Consider the following 22,219-nt stretch of genomic DNA (forward strand, 5'->3'; position numbering starts at 1 on the left):
TTTAAAGATATGTATTGGAAGACAGTTAATGAGCGTGAACAATAAACAAACAGGTGTGTTGTTGGTGAACTTAGGGACACCAAACAGCGCGACCTCGCAGGGTGTGAAAGCTTTTCTTAAGGAGTTTTTAAGCGATAAACGAGTCGTGAGCATTCCAACCGCACTTTGGTATCCGTTACTTAATGGCGTGATTCTTCCTCTACGTAGCCCGAAAGTCGCCAAACTCTACCAAAGCATCTGGATGGATGAAGGGTCACCTCTATTGGTTTACTCACAGCGGCAACAAGCTCAGCTTGAGTCGTTGATTGATGTTCCGGTTGAGTTAGGCATGACGTATGGATCGCCTTCTCTCATAAGCGGTATTGAGCAACTGCAAGAGCGAGGCTGTCAACATATTGTTGTTCTACCCTTATACCCTCAATACTCGAGTACAACGACCGCAGCTGTATTTGATAGAGTTGCTGCGGAACTAAAACAGAAGATGGTATTGCCGTCGTTAAGTTTTATTCGTGATTACTATCAATCACCTCTCTATATTTTAGCGTTAGCACAATCGATAAGAGCTCATTGGCAACAACATGGCCGTGCTGATTATCTGCTCTGCTCATATCATGGTATCCCTAAAAGATTGGTAGATAACGGCGATATTTACGCAGAACACTGTGAAGTAACCACTCAGTTGCTCGCGGCTGAGCTAAAATTAACACCGAAGGAGATTGGATTGAGTTATCAGTCCCGTTTTGGTAAAGAAGAGTGGTTAAAGCCTTATACCAGTGATGAGTTAGTTGATCTTCCTAACAGAGGTGTTAAACGTTTAGATATCATTAGCCCTGCTTTCTCTGTTGATTGCTTGGAAACGCTAGAAGAGCTGACCGTAGAGTGCCGAGATATTTATCAAGAAGCTGGAGGGGAAGAGTACCGATACATCCCTTGTTTAAATGACAACAGCGAACATATAATAATGATGGCAGAATTAGTTCAGCCCTATATTAAAGCGTAAAGTAAGAGTAAACAAAGGCCAACAATGAGTTGGCCATTTTTTTGCTTACAATCCTAAAGTGCTTATGCCTATTGTGTGGCAACTGCCCCTTCTGGACTCTCATCATCAACGATGTGGAGGCCATTTTCTGCTCCGTGCATCCATTTGATTAGGGTACCTGAGCAGATTAATAAGATGACGCCAGCAATGGTTGCAGTAATTGCGATACCAGCAAAGATTTGCATGGCACCCAAACTGCCTACATGTGATCCAATCAGTCCTGCCACATAGTTTGACACCGCATTAAAGCCAAACCATACCCCCATCATCAAAGATGCTAAACGAAGTGGTGCCAGTTTTGTGACCATAGATAAACCGATAGGGGATAGACATAACTCTCCCAGTGTATGGAAAAAGTAAGCCCCAACTAACCACATCATTGAGGTTTTAACGGCTAAGTCACCACCTTGTTGATGAACAGCGCCCACCATGCATAAAAAACCAATGGCGAGGAAAAACAGTGCCATCGCAAACTTGATAGGGGAGCCCGGCTCTTTAGGGCCCATTTTTACCCAGATAGCAGCCATAATAGGTGCAAGAGTAATGATAAAAAATGGATTCAGTGATTGGAACCATGCTGCTGGCACTTCAAAGTTGCCAACCATACGGTCAGTGTATTGTTGAGAGAAGATATTCATCAACCCGCCAGCCTGTTCAAAACCTGCCCAAAATACCACCACAAAAAGGCCCATGATCATAATGACTTTAAGGCGGTCAACTTCAATTTTAGTTAAAGGCTGCTTGTCCTTTGAATTACCTTTATGCAGCGCTCGGTGGGCAGCAGGCGTTTTGCCAATATTACCGAGGTAGCGCTGAGCTAGCGTCATTTGGATAATAAGACTGAATATCATGCCAACACCTGCTGTCGCAAAGCCTGCTTTCCACCCCATATCGCCCGTAACAAGGCCTGTAATTACACCAGCAAGTAGGGCACCGATGTTAATACCCATATAGAAGATGGTAAAGGCGCCATCTCGACGGTTATCCCCCTCTTGATACAGATCGCCAACCATGCTCGAAACATTTGGCTTAAATAGACCGTTACCGACAATAATAAAGGCCAGACCTAAGTAGAAGGCGTAAACAGGCTCCAAAGGAAGAACATGGTTCGGCATTGCAAGAATGAACTGTCCAATAGCCATAAGAGCACCACCGATAATCAGTGATTTTCTCTGGCCTAAGAAGTTATCCGCAAGCCAACCCCCAATCAGAGGGGTAATATAAACAAGACCAGTATAAATACCGTATAAATTAAGAGCTTCCGCTGTCGTCCACCCCATGCCACCATTGATTGTTTTATCTGTCAGGTAGAGGACTAAGATGGCTCTCATCGCATAATAGGAGAAACGCTCCCAAAGTTCCGTTCCAAATAGAAGAAACAATCCCTTAGGATGCCCCAGTAATGTCGATGATTGATTTGGCATATTACTCTCTATGAATTGCGTATTTTTTCGATATAAATGTGCATTTAGTTATACTCTGTGGATTATAAGTCTGCAAACAACCCATATTTTGTTACTTTTACGCTACATTGTAAGGTGCTGATATGCGGGGTTATGTATGAATTTCCGACAAAATAGGTTACTCCTGATTTTTTGTGGTTTCTTTAGTTTGAGCCTAAAAATAAGCAAATTTTCAGTTTAATACTCTGTTCTTTTTGGTTGTGCGTGAAATTAAACTCTGAAATATTTATTTATTARAGATTTTTACAATTTAACATTTGGTAACCTGTTTTTTAGCTGAATGTTGAATGAGTGGCGTTTAGGCAGTTTTTATCTCGGTTTGAAGCTGTTAGGATTACGCATAGAATTAACCCGTATTATCGGAGTCAGATTACAAATGAAATGTTGGTATTTACTCTATTGCAAACGAGGGGATCAGCGTCGGGCTGTGATGCATTTAGAGAACCAAGAAGTAGAGTGCTACTTTCCTGAAATTGAAGTGGATAAGTTAGTAAGAGGAAAAAAGAGCAGAGTGAAAGAGCCTCTTTTTCCTTGTTATGTCTTTATCCATTTTGATGTCGACCTTGGACCTAGCTATACGACGGTACGCTCTACCCGCGGTGTCAGTGATTTTGTGCGCATTGGAGCAGTTCCTCGAGTTATCGACGAGCAATTAATAGAATCGTTGAAACAGATAGAGCAGTTAAAAGCGCATGATGAAATCGTTGACTTATTACCGATTGAAGGGCAAGAAGTGGTAATCAAAAGTGGCCCTTACGCCAATGTTGAAGCGGTTTATAAAGAGGCTGATGGTGAAGTGCGTTCAATTTTGTTGATTAAATTGATCAGTCAAAAAGTAGAAGTGGTGATTGAGAATACCAATATCGATTTTGATAAGTAGTCTTACCCAGAGAGAGAAAAGGCATCCCGAGGGATGCCTTTTTTGATCTCACTACTGCAAAAGAGTTTAGTACGCTTCGTTATGTACCGCTTTTACCGCTCTACCAGAAGGATCCACGCTGTTTTTAAATGATTCATCCCACTCAATAGCTTTGGCTGATGAACACGCTACAGATGGACCACCAGGTACACATTTCGCTGCATCTTCTAATGGGAACAACTCAGCAAAGATTTCGCGGTATACATACCCCTCTTTAGTGGTTGGGGTGTTGTAAGGGAAGCGGAATTTTGCGCTCTCCATCTGCTTATCTGTCACTTTAGCTTCGGCAGTTTCTCTTAGGGTGTCGATCCAGCTATAACCGACGCCATCAGAGAACTGCTCTTTTTGACGCCATGCGATAGACTCTGGAAGATAGTGCTCAAAACACTCACGCAGAATGTGTTTTTCCATCTTTCCATTACCACACATCTTATCAGCAGGGTTTAGGCGCATTGCAACGTCAATAAACTCTTTATCTAAGAAAGGTACGCGACCTTCTACGCCCCATGCCGCAAGCGATTTGTTAGCACGAGCACAATCAAACATGTTTAAGGCGAGAAGCTTACGCACTGTCTCTTCGTGGAACTCTTTGGTATTTGGCGCTTTATGGAAGTATAAATATCCGCCAAATATCTCATCCGCCCCTTCTCCAGATAGCACCATTTTGATGCCCATCGCTTTGATTTTTCGGCCTAGCAAAAACATAGGGGTAGAAGCACGGATAGTAGTGACATCGTACGTTTCAATATGGTAAATAACATCACGAATCGCATCTAACCCTTCTTGAATGGTATAGGTCATTTCGTGGTGAACAGTACCTAACTTGTCAGCAACTTCTCTTGCTGCAATCAAATCCGGCGCCCCTTCAAGGCCAATAGCAAAAGAGTGAAGTTGAGGCCACCATGCAGCAGATTGCTCATCATCCTCAATACGCTTTGCCGCAAAACGTTTAGCGACAGCAGAGGTAATCGAGGAGTCCAGTCCACCGGATAATAAAACACCGTATGGCACATCCGTCATCAACTGACGCTTAATGGCATCTTCAAGAGCTTGAGTAAGATCCTCTTTACTAGTGAGGTTACCTTTGACTGCGTTGTACTCCATCCAATCACGAACATAGTATCGAGTCGGTTCATCTTGTTTACTTGAATGGAAGTGACCTGGAGGAAATTCACTGATTGTTTTACATACTGGCGTCAAGGCTTTCATTTCAGAAGCGACGTAATAGTTTCCATGTTCATCATGACCATGGTACATCGGGATAATACCGATATGGTCTCGGCCAATTAAGAATTCATTGGTCTCTTCATCGTAAAGAATAAAGGCAAAGATACCGTTTAAATCTTCTAAAAGTGCAGCGCCTTTTTCTCGATATAGGGCGAGAATGATTTCACAGTCAGAATCTGTCTGAAATTGATAATCGCTTTCAAGCTCTGCGCGAAGCTCTTTATGGTTGTAGATTTCACCATTAACTGCTAATACGTGCTTTTTATCTTGGCTGTAAAGAGGTTGCGCACCGCTGTTGAGACCAACAATGGCAAGACGTTCATGAGCTAAGATCGCATGCTCAGAAGAGTAGATACCAGACCAGTCTGGGCCACGATGTCTTAGTTTTTTAGACATCTCTAATGCCGACGTGCGAAGTGGTGCTGCATCACTTTTTATATCTAGGATGCCAAATATTGAACACATAAAAATCCCTCATGAAACTTTGGTTAATCTAAATCAAATCTATGACTCCAATTTGACAGTATCGATAGGAAAAGCAATAGGAAGTTAACAATTAAATTAATGAATCATGTTGCAATTAGATTATATCTAAAAAAAGTGCCACTTTAAAAGATAGCATCTAATCGCGGTCAGTATTTAAACAGTGAGCGGTAAATAATCAGAATACCTACAGTTTAGGGTTAAGGTGTTCCGTTACGTGTCGAGCAAAACCGATCCCCGCTTCATTGTAGATGTTAAACGCAGCATCAACCCCTTGCTCTTTAAGCGCTTCAACCTGATCGGGGTAAGAGGCAATAGCAGCAATTTGACCTTGGTAGTTATGTTTATTGAGTAGCTCCAGCGCGAACTCGTTACCTTTATGGTTTGGCATTGACAGCAGTATGATCTTTATTTTGGAGGTATCGATCATTCGTTCCCAGAAGTCAGGGTCAGTCGCGTCGCCACTGATGACATTTCTTCCTTCGTCTCTATGGCGTATTGCAGCACTTTCTACTAACTCAATGCCCAATATGGTATCGCCATACTGTTTTTGTAATTCATCATAAGCGCCTGTTCCGATTCGACCCATGCCTAAAATAAGAATGGAGGAGCTCCCTGAGCAGATACGCTGATCTTTAGCATTGAGCTTCTCATCCGATTGCTCTTTTAACCAGTTCATAGATTTTAGATAGATCTCATGACCAAATCGGTTTAACGGCGCGGAGAGAATAAAGGAGAGAGACACGGCCATGGCGATGGCGACTAAAGAGTCAGCAGGTAACCAACCAAGCTTATAGGCTAAGCCGCCGACGATAAGACCAAACTCACTGTAATTAAATAATGTTAATGAGGTGAGAAGTGAGGTACGAACTCTAAATTTAAAGCCATTCAGTACTAGGTAGTAGAGGACCCCTTTTATCGGCAGTAGCAGCAATAAAATAATGGCCATTATGAAGCCAGAGAGTGTCGGAGTCGCAGATAAACCAATATTCAAGAAGAAGCAGACCAGAAACATCTCTTTCAAATTAAACAGGGATTTTGACAGTTCAGAAGCCTTACTGTGTCCGGCTAGTAACATGCCAAGCACTAATGCTCCGAGATCGGGTTTCATTCCAACAAGCTCAAACAGACCCGCTCCGGCAATTAATGCGATAAAGATGCCATATAATACCAGCATTTCTCCATGACCAACCCAATCTAGAAGTTTATAAAAAATTGGTCTAAACAGTGGAAGAGTAAAGAGAATAAGGGCGGTTAATTCAGGTGTTTTTCCTGTCGATACGGTCAAAAAGATCACTGCAAAGATATCCTGCATGACCAAAATACCTATTGCGATACTGCCATAGGTCGCATTCATTTCCCCTTTTTCTTGCAGAGATTTTACCGCAAAGACGGTACTGGAGAAGGAGAGGGAGAAGCCTAGCAACAGTAGTTGACCAACATGTAAGTCAGCCATCATGGTGATGCCAAGGATTTTAAAGCTTAATAGGGCAACGAAAAAAAAGGCGGTAGAGAGTAAATTGTGAATCGTTGCACTGGCCCAAATCTCTTTAGCGAGTAGGGTTTTTATATTCAGTTTTAGGCCGATGGTAAAGAGTAGTAAGGTGACACCTAAATCGGCAAAGGTGACTAAAGTGTCTGATGAGTTAAACCCAAAAGCATGCAGTGCAAAACCCGCAACTAAGAAGCCAACTAAAGGTGGAAGCTTACACTTTAAGGCTAAAAAGCCGGTGACAAATGCAGCAATAAGGAAAAACAGTTCCATACAGATAATTCTCTACAACGTTTAATAATTTTAATGAAATCAAGCCATACTTTACAGTACAGCTTGAGATGTGAATAGACTTTGTAGATTGTAAAGTGTGAAAGGCGTTTAATGATCCAACAATTTTTGTAACAAAATACCGTTAAGCATGGCTCGTTTAATCATCGAAAAAGCACCCATGGTTGGCTCTTTATAGAGTCGTGATGCAACGATCGGCAGATTGGTGTGGAAGGCTGAGAGTGTTTGGTTATCGATACAGTTTTGTACTGCATGAAAAACGATCTCTTTGGATTGAGTAATGTCTCCAGCAATGACTATTTTTTGAGGATTGAACATATTCACTGTCATTGCAATCGCTTTACCTAGATGGTTGCCCACTCGGGTTAAGGTTTGGGTTGCGAGTTCGTCACCTCGATTGGCGGCATTACAGATCGCAGTCATATCAATAGTATCAACAGAGGATAGCGAGGTTTTGTACCCTTGTTCAATTAACTTATTAATCCGATTAATAATGGCAGGGTTGGAGGCAACAGTTTCCAAACAGCCAAAATTGCCACACTGGCACTTATCACCGATAGCATCAATTTGAATATGACCAATTTCACCAACGTTGCGGTTAAAGCCTAAAAAGACTTTTCCGTTAACGATAATGCCGGCACCCGTACCACGATGCACACTGACTAATATTGAATCTTTACAATCTTTACTGGCCCCAAAATAGTGTTCAGCCAGAGCCATGCCTCTCACATCATTACCGACAAAACATTCAACATGGAAATTATCACGGATGACATCAGCCAACCCTAATTTTTCTACGTTGATATTTGGCATGTATTCTACAACCCCTGTTTCTGGATTGACCAAACCGGGTAGAGTGACACCAATGGCAATGAGGTTTTTAACTTTAGTATGGTTATCGGCAAGAAATTTTTGGGTATGGGCAATTAATCCATCAAGGAGTTGCTGTTGATCTTGATAGAGAAAAGGTTGATAAGTGTGAGCTAACTGCATGCCGCTCAAGTCATAAAGACTGGTTTGGATATAGTCACGACCTAAACCAATTGCAACTGAGTGGAAAGGGGCGGTCTCTGTGGTAAGAGAGATAGCACGACGCCCTCCCGTTGAAGCTTGTTGCGCCACCTCTTTAATCAGGCCGCGCTCAAGAAGCTGACGGGTTATCTTTGTAACACTTGCTGGTGCGAGTTGACTCACATCGGCAACTTGTATTCGGGATATTGGCCCTTGTAAGTCGATTAGTCGATAAACAGCTGCGCTGTTCAGTTGCTTTACTAGATCTACATTACCAATTTGTCCGCCAGTCATAGTTTAATTTTGCTCGTATTGTCCATTAACAACAGTCGCTTTTACATTGAAGTCACGATCAAAAATAGCTAGGTTTGCTACCCAGCTCTTTTTAATGCGGCCAAGTTTACTGTCCATTCCAATTGCTCGGGCTGGGTATAAAGTAGCCATACGTAGAGCTTCATCTAAAGCGATTCCAACGTGTTCAACACTGTTTTGAACGGCTTCGATCATAGTGAGTGCTGAACCGCCAAGTGTGCCATTCTCATCCACACACTTTCCATCTTTGTAATATACTTTTTTACCCACAAAAATAAAGTATTCCATGTTAGCGCCTGCTGGAGCTGTGGCATCGGTCACTAATACGAGCTTTTCACCTTTAATTTTATGCGCAATTCGAATATTTGCATAGTCGACATGAAACCCATCAGCAATCACACCCGCATAGACTTCAGGGGTGTCGTAAATCGCCCCGACAACCCCTGGTTCTCGACCTTCCATGGGGGTCATTGCATTGAATAAATGAGTGGCAAAAGTAATGCCAGATTCAAATCCTTTTCGAGCCTGCTGGTAGGTTGCTGCTGTGTGCCCAATTGATACGACAATACCCGCTTGATGAAGACGCTCGATATGCTGAGACGCATTAAGCTCAGGAGCTAAAGTTACCTTGGCCACAATATCGCTATTGGCACAAATAAGATCAATCATTTCGTCATCTGAATGGCGAATGAAATCGACACTATGAATGCCTTTTCTTTTGACATTCAGGTAAGGCCCTTCAAGGTGTAAACCTAGAGATTGATTATAGTATTGCTCATGGTATTGGCGAGCTACTTTTAATGCCTCTTTCATCTCCTCATCTGATGAGGTGATGAGGGTAGGAAGAAAGCTCGTGCAGCCAGAGCGAAGGTTAGCTAAATGCATGGTTTGCAGTGTATCGATTGAGACACTGTCGTTTAGCATCACTCCACCACAGCCATTAAGTTGTAGGTCAATAAATCCGGCGCTTAGATTAGCACCATCGAGGTCGCGAGTGTGAATACCTGCTGGTAACTCAGCTGTAGAACAGACTGAGTGAATAGTCACGCCATCAATAATGACAGCGTGATCGACCAGCACGTCGCTACCGGTAAAAATTGTACAGTTGGTTAGCGCGTACATGATGGCTCCTGTTATAACTCTTTGATGTTGTCTTTCTCAAGTTCTTTAAAGTATTTCACTGTTTTGACTTTTAACTCTTGGGTTGAAGGCTCATCACAAACAATCATAGATTTTGGGTGAAGTTGAAGCGCTGAAATTGTCCACATATGGTTCACAGAACCTTCGACTGCAGCTTGTAGTGCAAGTGCTTTGTTATGTCCGGTGACTAAGATCATAATCTCCGCTGAATCGAGTAAAGTTCCGACACCTATAGTGAGTGAGTACTTAGGCACTTGCTCCATATCACCACCAAAAAAGCGTGAATTGGCGATACGAGTATCTTCAGTCAGTGTTTTGATTCGAGTACGAGAAGCTAACGAAGAGGCCGGTTCATTAAAAGCGATGTGACCATCATTACCGACCCCTCCCATGAAGAGGTTAATACGGCCATAAGATTTTATTTTGTCTTCATAACGCTGACATTCAATGTCATTATCCACAGCGTTACCGTCCAGTAAGTTGATGTTTTCTGGTTGAATATCGATGTGATTGAAGAAGTTTTCGTGCATGAATGTGTGGTAAGACTCAGGGTGATTTTGAGGAATACCTATGTACTCATCCATATTGAAGGTCACAACGTGTTTAAAACTTACTTCACCAGATTTATGAAGTTTAATAAGTTGTTTGTAAGTGTTTAAAGGTGTACCACCAGTGGGCAAACCAAGAACAAAGGGGCGCTCCTCAGTAGGGCTGAAAGCGTTGATGCGGTTGACAATATGACGCGCTGACCATAGGCCGACTTCGTTTGCTTGGTTGAGTGGGATTAATCGCACAGGGCACCTCTATCTATGAATTTTCGAATAATGAAAGCGTCTACTTAAAAGCATTAATTCGAATGATAAAATAAGTTTTATGATCTAGCTAGCAAAATAGTTTAAATAAGCATCATCAAGGTGACTTGAGTCACATTTAGTTGTCATTTAATTTGCGGGGCGAATTTAATGACATAGAATTGAATTGTTAAATACGACAAGCGAAAAAAGTGGTTCAAATAGAAAAATCGCTTTATTTAAAAATCCTTAAAGGGGGAACTTGAAGGTGAATATATTAGGATACATGCAAAAATTAGGTAAAGCATTAATGCTACCTATTGCAACACTACCTGTTGCTGCACTACTGTTACGTTTGGGTCAACCTGACCTGCTAGACATCAACTTTATGGCAAGTGCTGGTAACGCAATTTTTAGTCAGCTTCCACTGCTATTTGGACTGGGTATTGCTATCGGTCTCTCAAAAGATGGTGCTGGTGCTGCTGGGTTAGCCGGGGCGGTTGCTTATTTCGTTCTAACTGCTGCTGCAAGCTCAGTAAACGAAGCCGTTAATATGTCATTCTTCGGTGGTATTATCGCCGGTATCATTGCGGGTCACTCGTACAACAAATTCCATACGACTCGACTTCCTGAGTGGTTGGCATTCTTCTCAGGTAAACGCCTAGTTCCTATCATGGCGGGTCTGTTTGCTCTAGCGGCTGGTGCCGTTGCTGGTATCGTTTGGCCGGTGATTCAAGATGGACTAGATGCTTTTGCTCACGCAGTCTCGTCTTCTGGTGCTGTTGGTCAGTTCGCATACGGTGTACTTAACCGTGGGCTTATCCCAGTGGGTCTTCACCATGTACTTAACTCTTACTTCTGGTTCGGTATGGGTACGTGTCAAATTGTTAACGTTGAAGCGGTTACACTGCTGAACGGTGCAACACAGCTTTGTGTTGACCCGACAATTGCTAAGTCTCTGGTTGTTGGTCAAACTCACCTGTTTGAATTTAAAAACGCAGTAACACCAGAAATCAATGCAGTAGTCACGGGTATCACAGATACTGTTAAATCTGGCGACCTACACCGCTTCTTCGGTGGTGATAAGAGTGCTGGCGTATTCATGAACGGTTTCTACCCAGTCATGATGTTTGGTCTACCAGGCGCTGCGCTTGCTATGTACCTTGCTGCTCCTGCTGAAAAACGCAGCCAAGTGGGTGGTGCGCTGTTCTCTGTTGCATTCTGTTCATTCCTAACGGGTATCACAGAGCCTCTAGAGTTCATGTTTGTATTCCTTGCTCCTGCACTATATGCAATGCACGCTGTATTTACAGGGCTGTCATTAGTCGTGGCAAACATGTTTGGCACATTGCACGGTTTCGGTTTCTCTGCAGGTTTGATTGACTTTGTATTGAACTGGGGTCTAGCAACGAAACCAGTTACCTTGCTACTTATTGGACTTGGTTTTGGTGCGCTATACTTCTTCACCTTTAGTTTCGCAATCCGTGCTTTCAACCTGAAATCACCGGGTCGTGAAGATGATGACGAAGCGGTAGCAAGTAATGAACCTGTAGAGAGTGGTGAGCAAGCTCGCCAATATCTAAAAGCATTAGGTGGACACGATAACCTGACAACAATCGATGCGTGTATTACTCGCTTACGTTTAACACTGAAAGATCGCTCAGTAGTTGATGAAGCAGTACTAAAACGTCTTGGTGCAAAAGGTGTAGTGAAACTGGGTGATAACAACTTACAAGTTATCCTTGGGCCTCTAGCAGAAATCGTAGCGGGAGAGATGAAAAATATCCCTGCTACAGAGGACCTGACAGAAGTAAAACTTCCTTAGTCATCACCGACTAAAATAACGAAAATATTCGCTCCTCTTTCTCTATGCAGAAAGGGGAGCGTTTTTTTTCATCTACTTATTGTGTCCATCGTCATAATCGTGGATCATAGTGGGCAATATTCTATTAAAAACGTATCAAACCATGAGGTGTTATCGATGAGTGAGTCTGAGACTCGTCCGTCCAATTTTATTCGCCAGATCATCGACAAAGATCTTGCTGACGGCAAACATTCAAGCGTACAGACCCGTTTTCCGCCGGAACCTAACGGCTATCTGCATATCGGGCATGCAAAATCTATCTGCTTAAATTTCGGTATTGCTCAAGATTATCAAGGTTTGTGCAACCTTCGTTTTGATGATACGAATCCTGAAAAAGAGGATATCGAATACGTTGATTCCATTATGAATGACGTTAAATGGCTTGGTTTTGAGTGGGCTGGAGAAATTCGCTACTCATCAAACTATTTTGATCAGTTGCACAGCTATGCGGTGGAATTGATCAGCAAAGGTCTGGCGTATGTTGAAGAGCTGAGTGCTGATGATATTCGTGCCTATCGCGGTACGCTTAACGAAGCGGGTAAGAACAGCCCTTACCGAGATCGCAGTGTTGAAGAGAACCTAGCACTGTTTGAAAAGATGCGCAGTGGTGAATTTAAAGAGGGCACGGCTTGCCTTCGAGCTAAGATAAATATGAGCTCTTCATTCATGGTATTACGTGACCCGGTGTTATACCGAGTACGTTTTGCTTCGCACCACCAGACCGGTGATAAGTGGTGCATCTACCCGATGTATGATTTTACCCACTGTATTTCAGATGCAATTGAAGGCATTACTCACTCTATTTGTACGTTGGAGTTCCAAGATAATCGTCGTTTGTATGATTGGGTTCTTGAGAACATTACCATTGATTGCCAGCCTCATCAGTATGAGTTCAGTCGTTTAAACCTTGAGTACACCTTGATGTCTAAGCGTAAACTCAACCAACTGGTGACTGAAAAGTTGGTTAATGGTTGGGATGATCCACGTATGCCTACTATTTCCGGTCTGCGCCGTCGTGGATTTACTTCTGCGTCGATTCGTGAATTCTGTAAGCGTATTGGGGTAACTAAACAAGAGAACACCATTGAAATGGGCTCGCTTGAGTCTTGTATTCGTGATGACTTAAATGAAAATGCACCACGTGCAATGGCTGTTCTGGATCCAATCAAAGTGATTATTGAGAACTTTGAAGTGGATAAGGTCGAAACGCTGAACATCAAGAATCACCCAAATAAACCTGAAATGGGTGAGCGTGAAGTGCCATTTACTCGTGAAATCTATATCGAGCGTGAAGATTTCCGTGAAGAGGCAAATAAGAAATTTAAGCGTTTAGTTCTTGATAAAGAAGTACGTTTACGAGGCTCTTATGTGATTAAAGCCGTTCGTGTCGAGAAAGATGACGCGGATAATATCACCACCATTTACTGTACCTATGACCCACAAACGCTGGGCAAAAACCCAGAAGATGGACGTAAGGTGAAGGGGGTTATTCATTGGGTATCGGCTAATAAGGGTGTCGCTGCAGAGATTCGTCTCTATGACCGCCTGTTTACTGTGCCAAACCCAAGCGCTGAAGATGACTTCTCAACGGTATTAAATCCAGAGTCTCTTCTTATCTCACAGGGTATTGTTGAACCAAGTCTGCAGTCTGCTCAGGCAGAAGTAGGTTATCAGTTTGAACGTACTGGTTACTTCTGTGTTGACAATAAAGACTCAACCTCTGAAGCTCTGGTATTTAACCGAACGGTAGGCTTGCGTGACACTTGGGCTAAAATTGGCGACTAGATGTTAAGTTACTGATAATAAAAAACCAGCTGAAAATGAAGCTGGTTTTTTTTGAAATCAATAAACGTTAGCGGATGTTATGCGCGTCTTTATTGTCAGCACAGCTGCCATCAATGCAGTGTCCATAGAGATATAAGCTGTGATTCGTCAGTTTGACGTTGTAGCTTTTTGCAATGCTAGTTTGGCGCTCTTCAATAAGCTCATCAGTAAACTCAATCACTTTGCCACAATCTAAACAGACAAGGTGATCATGGTGATGCTGTGAAGCCAATTCAAATACAGACTTTCCGCCTTCAAAGTGGTGACGAGTAACAATGCCTGCATCATCAAATTGATTCAGGACTCTATATACCGTCGCAAGGCCAATTTCTTCGCCTAGATCGAGCAGTTTTTTATACAGATCTTCTGCACTGATATGTTGACAGTCAGGCTGTTGGAAAATCTCAAGTATTTTTAAACGAGGAAGAGTGACTTTTAAGCCCGCTTGTTTAAGTGCTTGATTGTTGTCTGACATCAGTGTTCCCTATCTTTGCTCCAACCAGAAATGGAGGAATATATATTCATGATTATAAGACAGCAAAGATAAACAATAAACCATGAAATGCGTAAGGACACTAAAAAATAGAGGTTGATCTTTGTTATCTTGTTAGTGCAACATGGTTGTCCGACCAGTTATTCATATGGATATGCAGTGTATAGAGTATATAAGCCTAAAATTGTAAAAAACGCGTTAAACCTCTGGCCACCGTTTTGGGGCGCTGGAATATCAATAACATCAATAAGTGATGATTTTCAATGTGTAAGCGTAAGGTTAAAGCACCGATGGTGGAATAAAAATGCTAACCGCAGCCAATATGGTGGTAGCATTTTTTCGATGACCGATCCCATTTTCTCTTTAATGCTGATGGGCATTTTACGAGAAAAATACTATGTGTGGGACAGCAAAGCAGAAATTGAATTTATTAAACCTGGCTTTTCGATTCTCTCTGCGGAGTTTGTTATCTCTGAAGAGGTGTTGAATCAGATATATGCTAACACGGAGTCGGGAGACAAGTATTTCCCCCAATTTGAGACCGAAGTGCTTGATAAGAAAGGGGTGGTAGTGGCTAGAATTAAGCGGACACTGTATATTCGTAAAAAACCACAGTTTCGTAGTGAAGAACTAAAAAACGCACTATAAAGTGCGTTTTTGCGTTTGGTGTGACTGTGGCGGCTAGTCTTCAAGTTCAGATAAACACATCTCTTCGTGGATCTGCTTAACCCAGTTGCTAACACGCTCTTCAGTTAACTCAGGTTGACGATCTTCATCAATACAGAGTCCGATAAAGTGATTGTCATCAACCAGCGCTTTAGACGCTTCAAACTCAAAACCTTCTGTCGACATGTGGCCGACAATGGTTGCACCGCGTGCTTCAACGATATCACGAACCGTGCCCATCGCATCACAAAAGTATTCAGCGTAATCTTCTTGGTCGCCACAACCAAAAATAGCAACAAGCTTGGTAGAGAAATCAATCGCTTCTAATTCAGGGAAAAAGTCATCCCAATCACACTGAGCTTCACCGTAATACCAAGTTGGAATACCAAGCAGAAGTAGATCAAAGTTATCGATCTCCTCTTTGCTGCTTTTAGCAATATCTTGAACCTGAACCAGCTGCTTGCCGAGTTGTTTCTGAATCATCTTTGCGATAGCTTCGGTATTACCTGTGTCACTACCGAAGAAGAGTCCTACGCTTGCCATATTGAAGATTACCTATTATCTAGTGGTACACATTGTACTGTTCAAAATTAAAATAGAGTCGAAATCTATTTATATGCTTTTGCTGAGTATTAAGAGAGTCCTGAACTTTCCCAACTCACTTGAATAATGCCTTTTGCAATAAAACCCGCACAACCTAAAAAAAGCACTAACCAAACAATTCTACGGCCAAAAACTGGAACATTTCCTTGTTTTAATACATCTTTTATTGCCATTCCAATAAAAAAGAATATTGAAGCAAACAATAAATCTAGCCCTATCTTTTCAAGTAAGGCGAAGTTTTCATATAACATCATTCGTCCTTCAGTGTTGCTATCGACGCACTATAGCATAGGTTGATTAGCAAAGTTAATTGAAACCGAAAGCATTGAGTTAAAGCGGCTATTTTTGTAAAAAACGTTCTACAATTCGATTGATGGTCTCGGGCTTTTCAGCGTGTAACCAATGTCCCGTATTCGCAACCATATGTGCTTTGGCCTGAGGGAATTGTTTTAAAATCTGTGGTTGATAGTCTGCAATGATGTATTCAGAGTTCTGCCCTTTAATAAACAGAATTGGACAGTGATTGGGTGCAAGTTCATTCCATCCAATGATATTGTCATACTGCTCGTAGAGCGCATCAATATTAAAACGCAGTTGATAGTGGGTTTTCCCTCTGTATAGAGACTTATTCAAGAATTGGATTACACCAGGTTCGACAATATGTTCTCTCAATAGCGATAGCGCTTCAGATCGGTCAATGGGTTGTGCCGCTGCGACGCTCTTTAGTCCTGCAAAGACGCTTTCATGTCGACGAGTATGATAGTCAACAGGCGCCATATCTAAAATAGCAATTCGTTCAATGTGGTTGTGCTTTGAAGCGGCAAGTGTCATGGCCACTTTTCCACCCATTGAGTGACCTATCACTGAGTAGTTGGTTACTTCAAGCTCTATCATTAGTGCTTCAATATCGGCAGCCATAAGGTCATACGTCACCTCATTGGAGTGGAATGAGCGACCGTGGTTACGTAGATCAACACTAATGACCTGATACGTTTTCTCGAGATGGCGTGCTAAAGCTCCCAAATTATCCAAACTGCCAAACAGTCCATGTATTAAAACGATCGTTGGGCCATTTCCCTGTTGTTTGTAATTTAAAAGCACGTTTTTCTCTTTATACTGTTAGGTTTGCCGTAGAGTATAACCAGATATCTATGTATAATCTTTTGGTGATTGACTAATTGATGAAAAAAACGACACGATGAAGAAAATTGAGCTAGATGAAGAGCTATATCGTTATATAGCAAGCCAGACTCAGCACATTGGTGAGAGTGCATCCGATATTTTAAGGCGCTTACTGCTAGAGTCTAAAGATGACGCTAAGCTTACTGCTGCTAAGTCATCGAATGTGATTGTTGAGACAGCGGTTACTGCCATTGAAGATCCTCGTGCTGGGATCTCGGTTAGCAAAGATCCCGTTCATTCAGAGAACCTGAACCGAGTGCATGAAGTTCGTTCTCTGTTAATTTCCGATGAATTCGCCGCTCAAGATAAAGCAATCGGTCGTTTTATGATGGTTTTATCTGAGTTGTATCGAATAGACCCGCAGGGTTTCTCTGAAGCAACGGAAGTGAAAGGAAGAACACGTCTCTATTTTGCCGATAATATTGATACTCTGTTAGAGAGTGGCAAAACAACGAAACCAAAATCTATTCCAAATACCCCGTTTTGGGTCATCACTAACACCAATACTGGGCGAAAACGTCAGATGGTCGATCAGCTTATGACTAAGATGAGCTTTAACTCTGACCTAATCGAAAAAGTAATCGTCGCAATTTAATTGCGGCGTTTTTTTTATTAAGGACTATAAAATGGCCATTCATCCCCGCGCTGGGCAGAAAGTGCTGCAACAAGATCTCTGTAATATCCCTTCTCTAGTCTCTAACTATTTCTTATTGAACCCCGACGCAACAGATCGTGCACAACGTGTTCAGTTCGGTACTTCTGGTCACCGGGGGAGCGCGAATAAATGCACTTTCAATCAACACCACATTTGGGCTATTGCTCAAGCGGTTGCGGAGTTAAGACATGATCGTGGGTTAACGGGGCCTCTGTTTCTTGGTAAAGATACGCATGCCTTATCTGAGCCAGCATTCACCTCTACGCTTGAGGTGTTAGTGGCGAATGGCGTCAAGGTGATCATTCAAAAAGGGAACGGTTACACACCAACCCCTGGCATATCACATGCAATCTTGTGCCATAACCGTACTCATACTGAATGTGCGGATGGTATTGTGATCACGCCATCGCATAATCCTCCACAAGATGGTGGCATCAAATATAACCCTAGCCATGGTGGCCCAGCCGAAGGGGAGTTGACAACCATCATTGAAGATCGCGCGAATGAACTGATCGCTGGTGATTTGGCTGATGTGAAACGAATTGATATTGTAACGGCGATGGCCAGTGATTTAGTGACAGAGCTTGATCTAGTCACGCCTTACATCGATGATCTGAAACATGTGATTGATATTGAAGCGATACAAAAAGCTAACTTGACGTTAGGTGTTGATCCACTTGGTGGTGCAGGTATTGAGTATTGGCGACAAATAGCACAACACTTCTCATTAGACTTGACTTTAGTGAGTGACGTCGTTGACCCGACTTTTCAGTTTATGTCATTAGATAAAGATGGAGTGATTCGGATGGATTGCTCATCTGAGTATGCGATGTCAGGCCTGTTATCCTTAAAAGATCAGTATGATTTGGCTTTTGGTAACGACCCTGACTATGATCGACATGGCATTGTCACACCTTCAGGCTTGATGAATCCGAACCACTATTTAGCCGTATGTATTGATTACCTATTTAGGCACCGCCCAAACTGGAAGCCATCGGTAGCGGTTGGTAAAACCTTAGTATCGAGTGCGATCATCGATAAAGTGGTTAAGGACCTTGGCCGTGAATTGTGCGAGGTTCCTGTTGGGTTTAAATGGTTTGTTGATGGTCTCTTTAGTGGCGAGTTAGGCTTTGGTGGTGAAGAGAGCGCAGGTGCCTCTTTTTTACGCAGTGATGGAACCCCTTGGTCAACGGATAAAGATGGCATTATTTTATGCTTATTGGCAGCAGAAATTACCGCTGTTACTGGGCTTAATCCACAACAATATTATAATAAGTTAGCTGAAAAACACGGTGATTCTCACTATAACCGGGTTCAGGCAGTAGCAAACAGCGAACAAAAAAGAGTCTTGAAAGCACTTAACGCTGAGATGGTTACCGCTGATACATTAGCAGGCGATCCTATTACTGAAAAGTTAACTCATGCCTCTGGAAATGGAGCCGCTATCGGAGGTTTAAAAGTGAGCACTGAGTTTGGTTGGTTTGCAGCAAGACCTTCAGGAACGGAAGATATTTATAAAATATATTGTGAAAGCTTTAAAGACGAACAGCACCTACGTTTAATAGAGGCAGAAGCTCAAACTATGGTGAATAGCGTGTTTGAGCAAGCAGGGTTATAACAAACAGCCAACCATTAAGGGTTGGCTTTTTTTTGTTTAATTTATGTTGATCCATTCATTAGGAACAATAAACCAGAAGACACCACTTTCAGATTGCAAATGCACAGTCCTACTGATTTTACCTATTTCAAAAGGCTTCTCAGACAAGGAGGGTTTGCCGCTCATCCATTGTGACTTATCTAATAAATAGAGTGGTTCATTAATTAACGGATATTGATGCTCAAAACACCATTGCCCGGTGATTGTCTTTTTATTCAAAGCCAAACCACAGCAGTGACTTGGTAGTCGCTCTTCAAGGAAAGGGTTGGTGTATAACCTACCTTGTACGAGCATTTTGGGCTTAATAGCTTCCGTATAACAAGTTTGCGCGATAAATGCGTCTGATGAGGTGAGTGTTAATTGGTGATTCAGCATTTTGTCGATCTTTAGATCTAAACGATCACTGTTGTTTGGCCCTAACCACTGCCCTTGGTAAAAGAGATAGAATTTGACCGCAATTTCCCAATGCTCTAATTGCTGTGTGGCATGTTCTCTAAGGATAAAATCAATAGCGCCAATAGTACGCCCTTCATGGTTTATTTGTACCTCTTCCGCAATAAGATCATAGTGAGCCGATTGCTCAATCACTTGTTTCCATAACCATTGATAATAGAAACCTAGGCGGTTGGATAACCCGTACGATCCTGAAATGAAGGGCTGAAAGTGAATACCGTTCAAATTGCCGACATTGAGAACAATAGGATCGATAAAGAGTGAGGGAGAGTGAATAATCCAATCGAGATCGGCCGCATACTTTGAAGTATCCGCAAAAAGAGAGGCTGTTGATTTCATTAAGGACTCGACGTTGAGAGTTGTTGATAAGAGAGTATCTCATTGCATTTACCCTGTCACTCTTGCTAGAAAAACAGCCGTTCCCCATTGATAGCGAGATAAAAATAGTTACACTGAAGAAAACGCCACCATAGAAGCCAATTATGAACAATTACCAATTAGAAACCGTACTAAATCAACTGTTGACGCCTCAGATTATTAAAGACTACTGCCCTAATGGACTTCAGGTTGAAGGGGCAGCAGAAGTTAACACCATTATTACTGGCGTCACGGCGTCACAAGATCTAATCGACCGTGCTATAGATGAAAAAGCAGAGGCATTATTGGTTCACCATGGTTACTTTTGGAAAGGTGAATCTGAGCCGATAAAAGGGATGAAATACCGCAGAATCCGAGCATTAATTGAGCATGATATTAATCTTTATGCTTATCATCTTCCACTTGATATTCATCCAACTTTAGGTAATAACGCTCAATTAGCGACACGTTTGGGGATCATAGATCTTGAGGGTTTAGAAGAGAGTACTCCATCAATTGCCATGCAGGGACGATTTCAACAACCGACCTCATGTGAAGAGTTAACCGCTCGTTTGGATAATGAGCTTAACAGAGCACCTTTACACATTGCCCATTCAGGCAGTTCAATGATCACTCGTATTGGTTGGTGTACGGGTGGGGGGCAAGACTATATCGATCTAGCTGCTGAAAAGGGGCTTGATGCATTTATTTCGGGTGAGATTTCTGAACGTACGGTTCACTCGGCACGAGAACTAGGGATCCACTATTTTGCTGCAGGTCATCATGCAACTGAGCGATATGGCGTGAAAGCCTTAGGTGAATGGCTAGCGACTGAACATGATGTATCGGTTACCTTCATTGATATAGATAATCCAGTATAGACAGATAACATCAACAAAAAAGCCGCATGATTATGCGGCTTATATCTATCTAATGTCTCGATTTGGAACTTATTCGCGCTCGTGCATTGGTTTGAACTCTTGACGAGTTTTACCAGTGTAAAGCTGACGTGGGCGACCAATTCGATTCAATGGATCGTTGTGCATTTCGTTCCAGTGAGCAATCCAGCCAATGGTACGAGAAAGTGCAAAGATAACAGTAAACATTGACACTGGGATCTTAATCGCTTTTAAGATAATACCTGAGTAAAAATCGACGTTAGGGTAGAGTTTCTTCTCAACAAAATATGGGTCAGACAGAGCAATGCGCTCAAGTTCCATCGCCACATCTAGCAGTGGATCGTTGATCTCTAACTCTTTGAGTACTTCATGACACGTTTCACGCATTACTGTTGCGCGTGGGTCATAGTTTTTATAAACGCGGTGGCCAAAGCCCATTAAACGGAATGGGTCATTTTTGTCCTTGGCGCGTCGAACATACTCTGGAATATTCTCAACACAACCAATCTCTTCAAGCATGTGTAAACAAGCTTCGTTGGCACCGCCGTGGGCAGGACCCCAAAGTGAAGCAATACCTGCAGCAATACAGGCAAATGGGTTTGCACCAGACGAACCAGCAAGACGTACTGTAGAGGTTGAAGCATTCTGTTCATGGTCAGCATGCAGGGTGAAAATCTTATCCATTGCACGACCGACAATTGGGTTTACCACATACTCTTCACAAGGTGTTGCAAACATCATATGCAAAAAGTTTTCAGCATAAGTTAAGTCATTTCGTGGGTAGATAAACGGCTGACCAATTGAATATTTGTAAGACATTGCTGACAGTGTCGGCATTTTTGATAGCAAGCGGAATGCAGTGATTTCACGATGCTGGTCATTATTGATATCTAGTGAATCATGGTAGAAGGCAGCTAATGCACCAACAACTCCACACATAACGGCCATTGGGTGAGCGTCACGTCGGAAACCGTGGAAGAAGCTCGCAATCTGTTCATGAACCATTGTGTGACGAGTTACCGTCGTTTGAAACTCTTCATATTCAGCTTTAGATGGCGGCACGCCATATAGCAAGATGTAACATACTTCTAAATAGTCAGCGTTGTTAGCAAGCTGATCAATCGGAAATCCACGGTGAAGTAGGATCCCTTTGTCCCCGTCGATATAAGTAATCTGAGATTCACAAGAGGCAGTAGCAAGAAATCCAGGGTCAAACGTAAAGTAACCATTCGCACCTAATTTACGAACATCGACCACTTCGTGACCTAAAACCCCCTTTATAATTGGCAATTCTATAGGAGCTTCACCTTCAATATGAAGGGTTGCTTTCTTATCAGCCATAACATTCTCCTTTGTTTTTATAAACTATCCCGGATATGAGAGTGCAAACTTTGTACC

The 22,219-nt window shown here is 42.4% G+C and carries 20 protein-coding genes; 8 read left to right on the forward strand and 12 right to left on the reverse strand.

Annotated elements, in window-relative coordinates:
- Window positions 1-34: 34 nt before the first annotated feature.
- Window positions 35-1,000, forward strand: coding sequence for a ferrochelatase (gene hemH / locus L4C32_RS13390; protein WP_428197401.1), 966 nt, complete (start codon window positions 35-37; stop codon window positions 998-1,000).
- A gap of 68 nt (window positions 1,001-1,068) precedes the next feature.
- Here the strand turns inward: hemH and L4C32_RS13395 are convergent, their stop codons facing one another.
- A complete protein-coding gene (locus L4C32_RS13395) occupies window positions 1,069-2,463 on the reverse strand; it encodes a peptide MFS transporter (RefSeq protein WP_428197382.1) in 1,395 nt (464 codons plus the stop codon).
- 415 nt (window positions 2,464-2,878) lie between these two features.
- Between L4C32_RS13395 and rfaH the strand changes: the two genes are divergently transcribed.
- On the forward strand, window positions 2,879-3,382 hold the full coding sequence (gene rfaH, locus L4C32_RS13400) for a transcription/translation regulatory transformer protein RfaH (protein WP_428197383.1): 504 nt from the start codon (window positions 2,879-2,881) through the stop codon (window positions 3,380-3,382).
- A 66-nt stretch (window positions 3,383-3,448) separates the two neighbouring features.
- On the opposite strand, the gene asnB is transcribed toward rfaH, so the two are convergent.
- The 5 genes from asnB to nagB all read right to left on the reverse strand — a co-directional run bounded on the left by asnB (window position 3,449) and on the right by nagB (window position 10,171).
- Window positions 3,449-5,113, reverse strand: a complete 1,665-nt coding sequence (asnB, locus tag L4C32_RS13405) for an asparagine synthase B (RefSeq protein WP_428197384.1) — start codon at window positions 5,111-5,113, stop codon at window positions 3,449-3,451.
- Between the two features lie 205 nt (window positions 5,114-5,318).
- A complete protein-coding gene (locus L4C32_RS13410; RefSeq protein ID WP_428197385.1) occupies window positions 5,319-6,896 on the reverse strand; it encodes a cation:proton antiporter domain-containing protein in 1,578 nt (525 codons plus the stop codon).
- A 108-nt stretch (window positions 6,897-7,004) separates the two neighbouring features.
- Window positions 7,005-8,219, reverse strand: coding sequence for a DNA-binding transcriptional regulator NagC (gene nagC / locus L4C32_RS13415; RefSeq protein WP_428197386.1), 1,215 nt, complete (start codon window positions 8,217-8,219; stop codon window positions 7,005-7,007).
- 3 nt (window positions 8,220-8,222) lie between these two features.
- Window positions 8,223-9,359 (reverse strand): N-acetylglucosamine-6-phosphate deacetylase, encoded by a 1,137-nt coding sequence (gene nagA, locus L4C32_RS13420; RefSeq protein WP_428197387.1) that lies wholly within the window; start codon window positions 9,357-9,359, stop codon window positions 8,223-8,225.
- An 11-nt stretch (window positions 9,360-9,370) separates the two neighbouring features.
- The gene (gene nagB / locus L4C32_RS13425; protein WP_428197388.1) at window positions 9,371-10,171 is read right to left on the reverse strand and encodes a glucosamine-6-phosphate deaminase; all 801 of its coding nucleotides are present in this window, start codon (window positions 10,169-10,171) and stop codon (window positions 9,371-9,373) included.
- A 265-nt stretch (window positions 10,172-10,436) separates the two neighbouring features.
- On the opposite strand from nagB, the gene nagE reads away from it, so the two are divergent.
- Both nagE and glnS read left to right on the forward strand, forming a co-directional pair.
- Window positions 10,437-11,993, forward strand: a complete 1,557-nt coding sequence (gene nagE, locus L4C32_RS13430) for an N-acetylglucosamine-specific PTS transporter subunit IIBC (RefSeq protein WP_428197389.1) — start codon at window positions 10,437-10,439, stop codon at window positions 11,991-11,993.
- A gap of 156 nt (window positions 11,994-12,149) precedes the next feature.
- The gene (glnS, locus tag L4C32_RS13435; RefSeq protein WP_428197390.1) at window positions 12,150-13,817 is read left to right on the forward strand and encodes a glutamine--tRNA ligase; all 1,668 of its coding nucleotides are present in this window, start codon (window positions 12,150-12,152) and stop codon (window positions 13,815-13,817) included.
- Window positions 13,818-13,884: 67 nt separating this feature from the next.
- Here the strand turns inward: glnS and fur are convergent, their stop codons facing one another.
- The gene (gene fur, locus L4C32_RS13440) at window positions 13,885-14,331 is read right to left on the reverse strand and encodes a ferric iron uptake transcriptional regulator (protein WP_428197391.1); all 447 of its coding nucleotides are present in this window, start codon (window positions 14,329-14,331) and stop codon (window positions 13,885-13,887) included.
- A 177-nt stretch (window positions 14,332-14,508) separates the two neighbouring features.
- Here fur and L4C32_RS13445 point away from each other — a divergent pair, with 177 nt between their 5' ends.
- Entirely contained in the window at window positions 14,509-14,997 is a 489-nt protein-coding gene (locus L4C32_RS13445; RefSeq protein ID WP_428197392.1) for a DUF4442 domain-containing protein, read from the forward strand.
- Window positions 14,998-15,030: 33 nt separating this feature from the next.
- On the opposite strand, the gene fldA is transcribed toward L4C32_RS13445, so the two are convergent.
- From fldA to L4C32_RS13460, 3 genes are all read right to left on the reverse strand, one after another.
- Window positions 15,031-15,558, reverse strand: coding sequence for a flavodoxin FldA (gene fldA / locus L4C32_RS13450; protein WP_428197393.1), 528 nt, complete (start codon window positions 15,556-15,558; stop codon window positions 15,031-15,033).
- Between the two features lie 89 nt (window positions 15,559-15,647).
- On the reverse strand, window positions 15,648-15,869 hold the full coding sequence (locus L4C32_RS13455; RefSeq protein WP_428197402.1) for a DUF2788 domain-containing protein: 222 nt from the start codon (window positions 15,867-15,869) through the stop codon (window positions 15,648-15,650).
- Window positions 15,870-15,957: 88 nt separating this feature from the next.
- Window positions 15,958-16,719 (reverse strand): alpha/beta fold hydrolase, encoded by a 762-nt coding sequence (locus L4C32_RS13460; protein ID WP_428197394.1) that lies wholly within the window; start codon window positions 16,717-16,719, stop codon window positions 15,958-15,960.
- A gap of 97 nt (window positions 16,720-16,816) precedes the next feature.
- Between L4C32_RS13460 and seqA the strand changes: the two genes are divergently transcribed.
- Entirely contained in the window at window positions 16,817-17,395 is a 579-nt protein-coding gene (gene seqA / locus L4C32_RS13465) for a replication initiation negative regulator SeqA (protein ID WP_428197395.1), read from the forward strand.
- 31 nt (window positions 17,396-17,426) lie between these two features.
- Window positions 17,427-19,073 carry a phosphoglucomutase (alpha-D-glucose-1,6-bisphosphate-dependent) gene (pgm, locus tag L4C32_RS13470; protein WP_428197396.1) on the forward strand — a complete coding sequence of 549 codons (1,647 nt, stop codon included), beginning with the start codon at window positions 17,427-17,429 and terminating at the stop codon, window positions 19,071-19,073.
- 36 nt (window positions 19,074-19,109) lie between these two features.
- Here pgm and L4C32_RS13475 read toward each other — a convergent pair whose 3' ends face one another.
- Complete coding sequence (locus tag L4C32_RS13475) at window positions 19,110-19,904, reverse strand: DUF1853 family protein (RefSeq protein ID WP_428197397.1); 795 nt, start codon at window positions 19,902-19,904, stop codon at window positions 19,110-19,112.
- A gap of 143 nt (window positions 19,905-20,047) precedes the next feature.
- On the opposite strand from L4C32_RS13475, the gene L4C32_RS13480 reads away from it, so the two are divergent.
- Window positions 20,048-20,803: a Nif3-like dinuclear metal center hexameric protein gene (locus L4C32_RS13480; RefSeq protein ID WP_428197398.1), complete on the forward strand. Its 756-nt coding sequence runs from the start codon at window positions 20,048-20,050 to the stop codon at window positions 20,801-20,803.
- Between the two features lie 69 nt (window positions 20,804-20,872).
- On the opposite strand, the gene L4C32_RS13485 is transcribed toward L4C32_RS13480, so the two are convergent.
- On the reverse strand, window positions 20,873-22,162 hold the full coding sequence (locus L4C32_RS13485; protein WP_428197399.1) for a citrate synthase: 1,290 nt from the start codon (window positions 22,160-22,162) through the stop codon (window positions 20,873-20,875).
- Window positions 22,163-22,219: the final 57 nt, after the last annotated feature.

It is taken from the genome of Aliivibrio kagoshimensis, from assembly GCF_050337105.1.
Classification (GTDB): domain Bacteria; phylum Pseudomonadota; class Gammaproteobacteria; order Enterobacterales; family Vibrionaceae; genus Aliivibrio_A; species Aliivibrio_A kagoshimensis.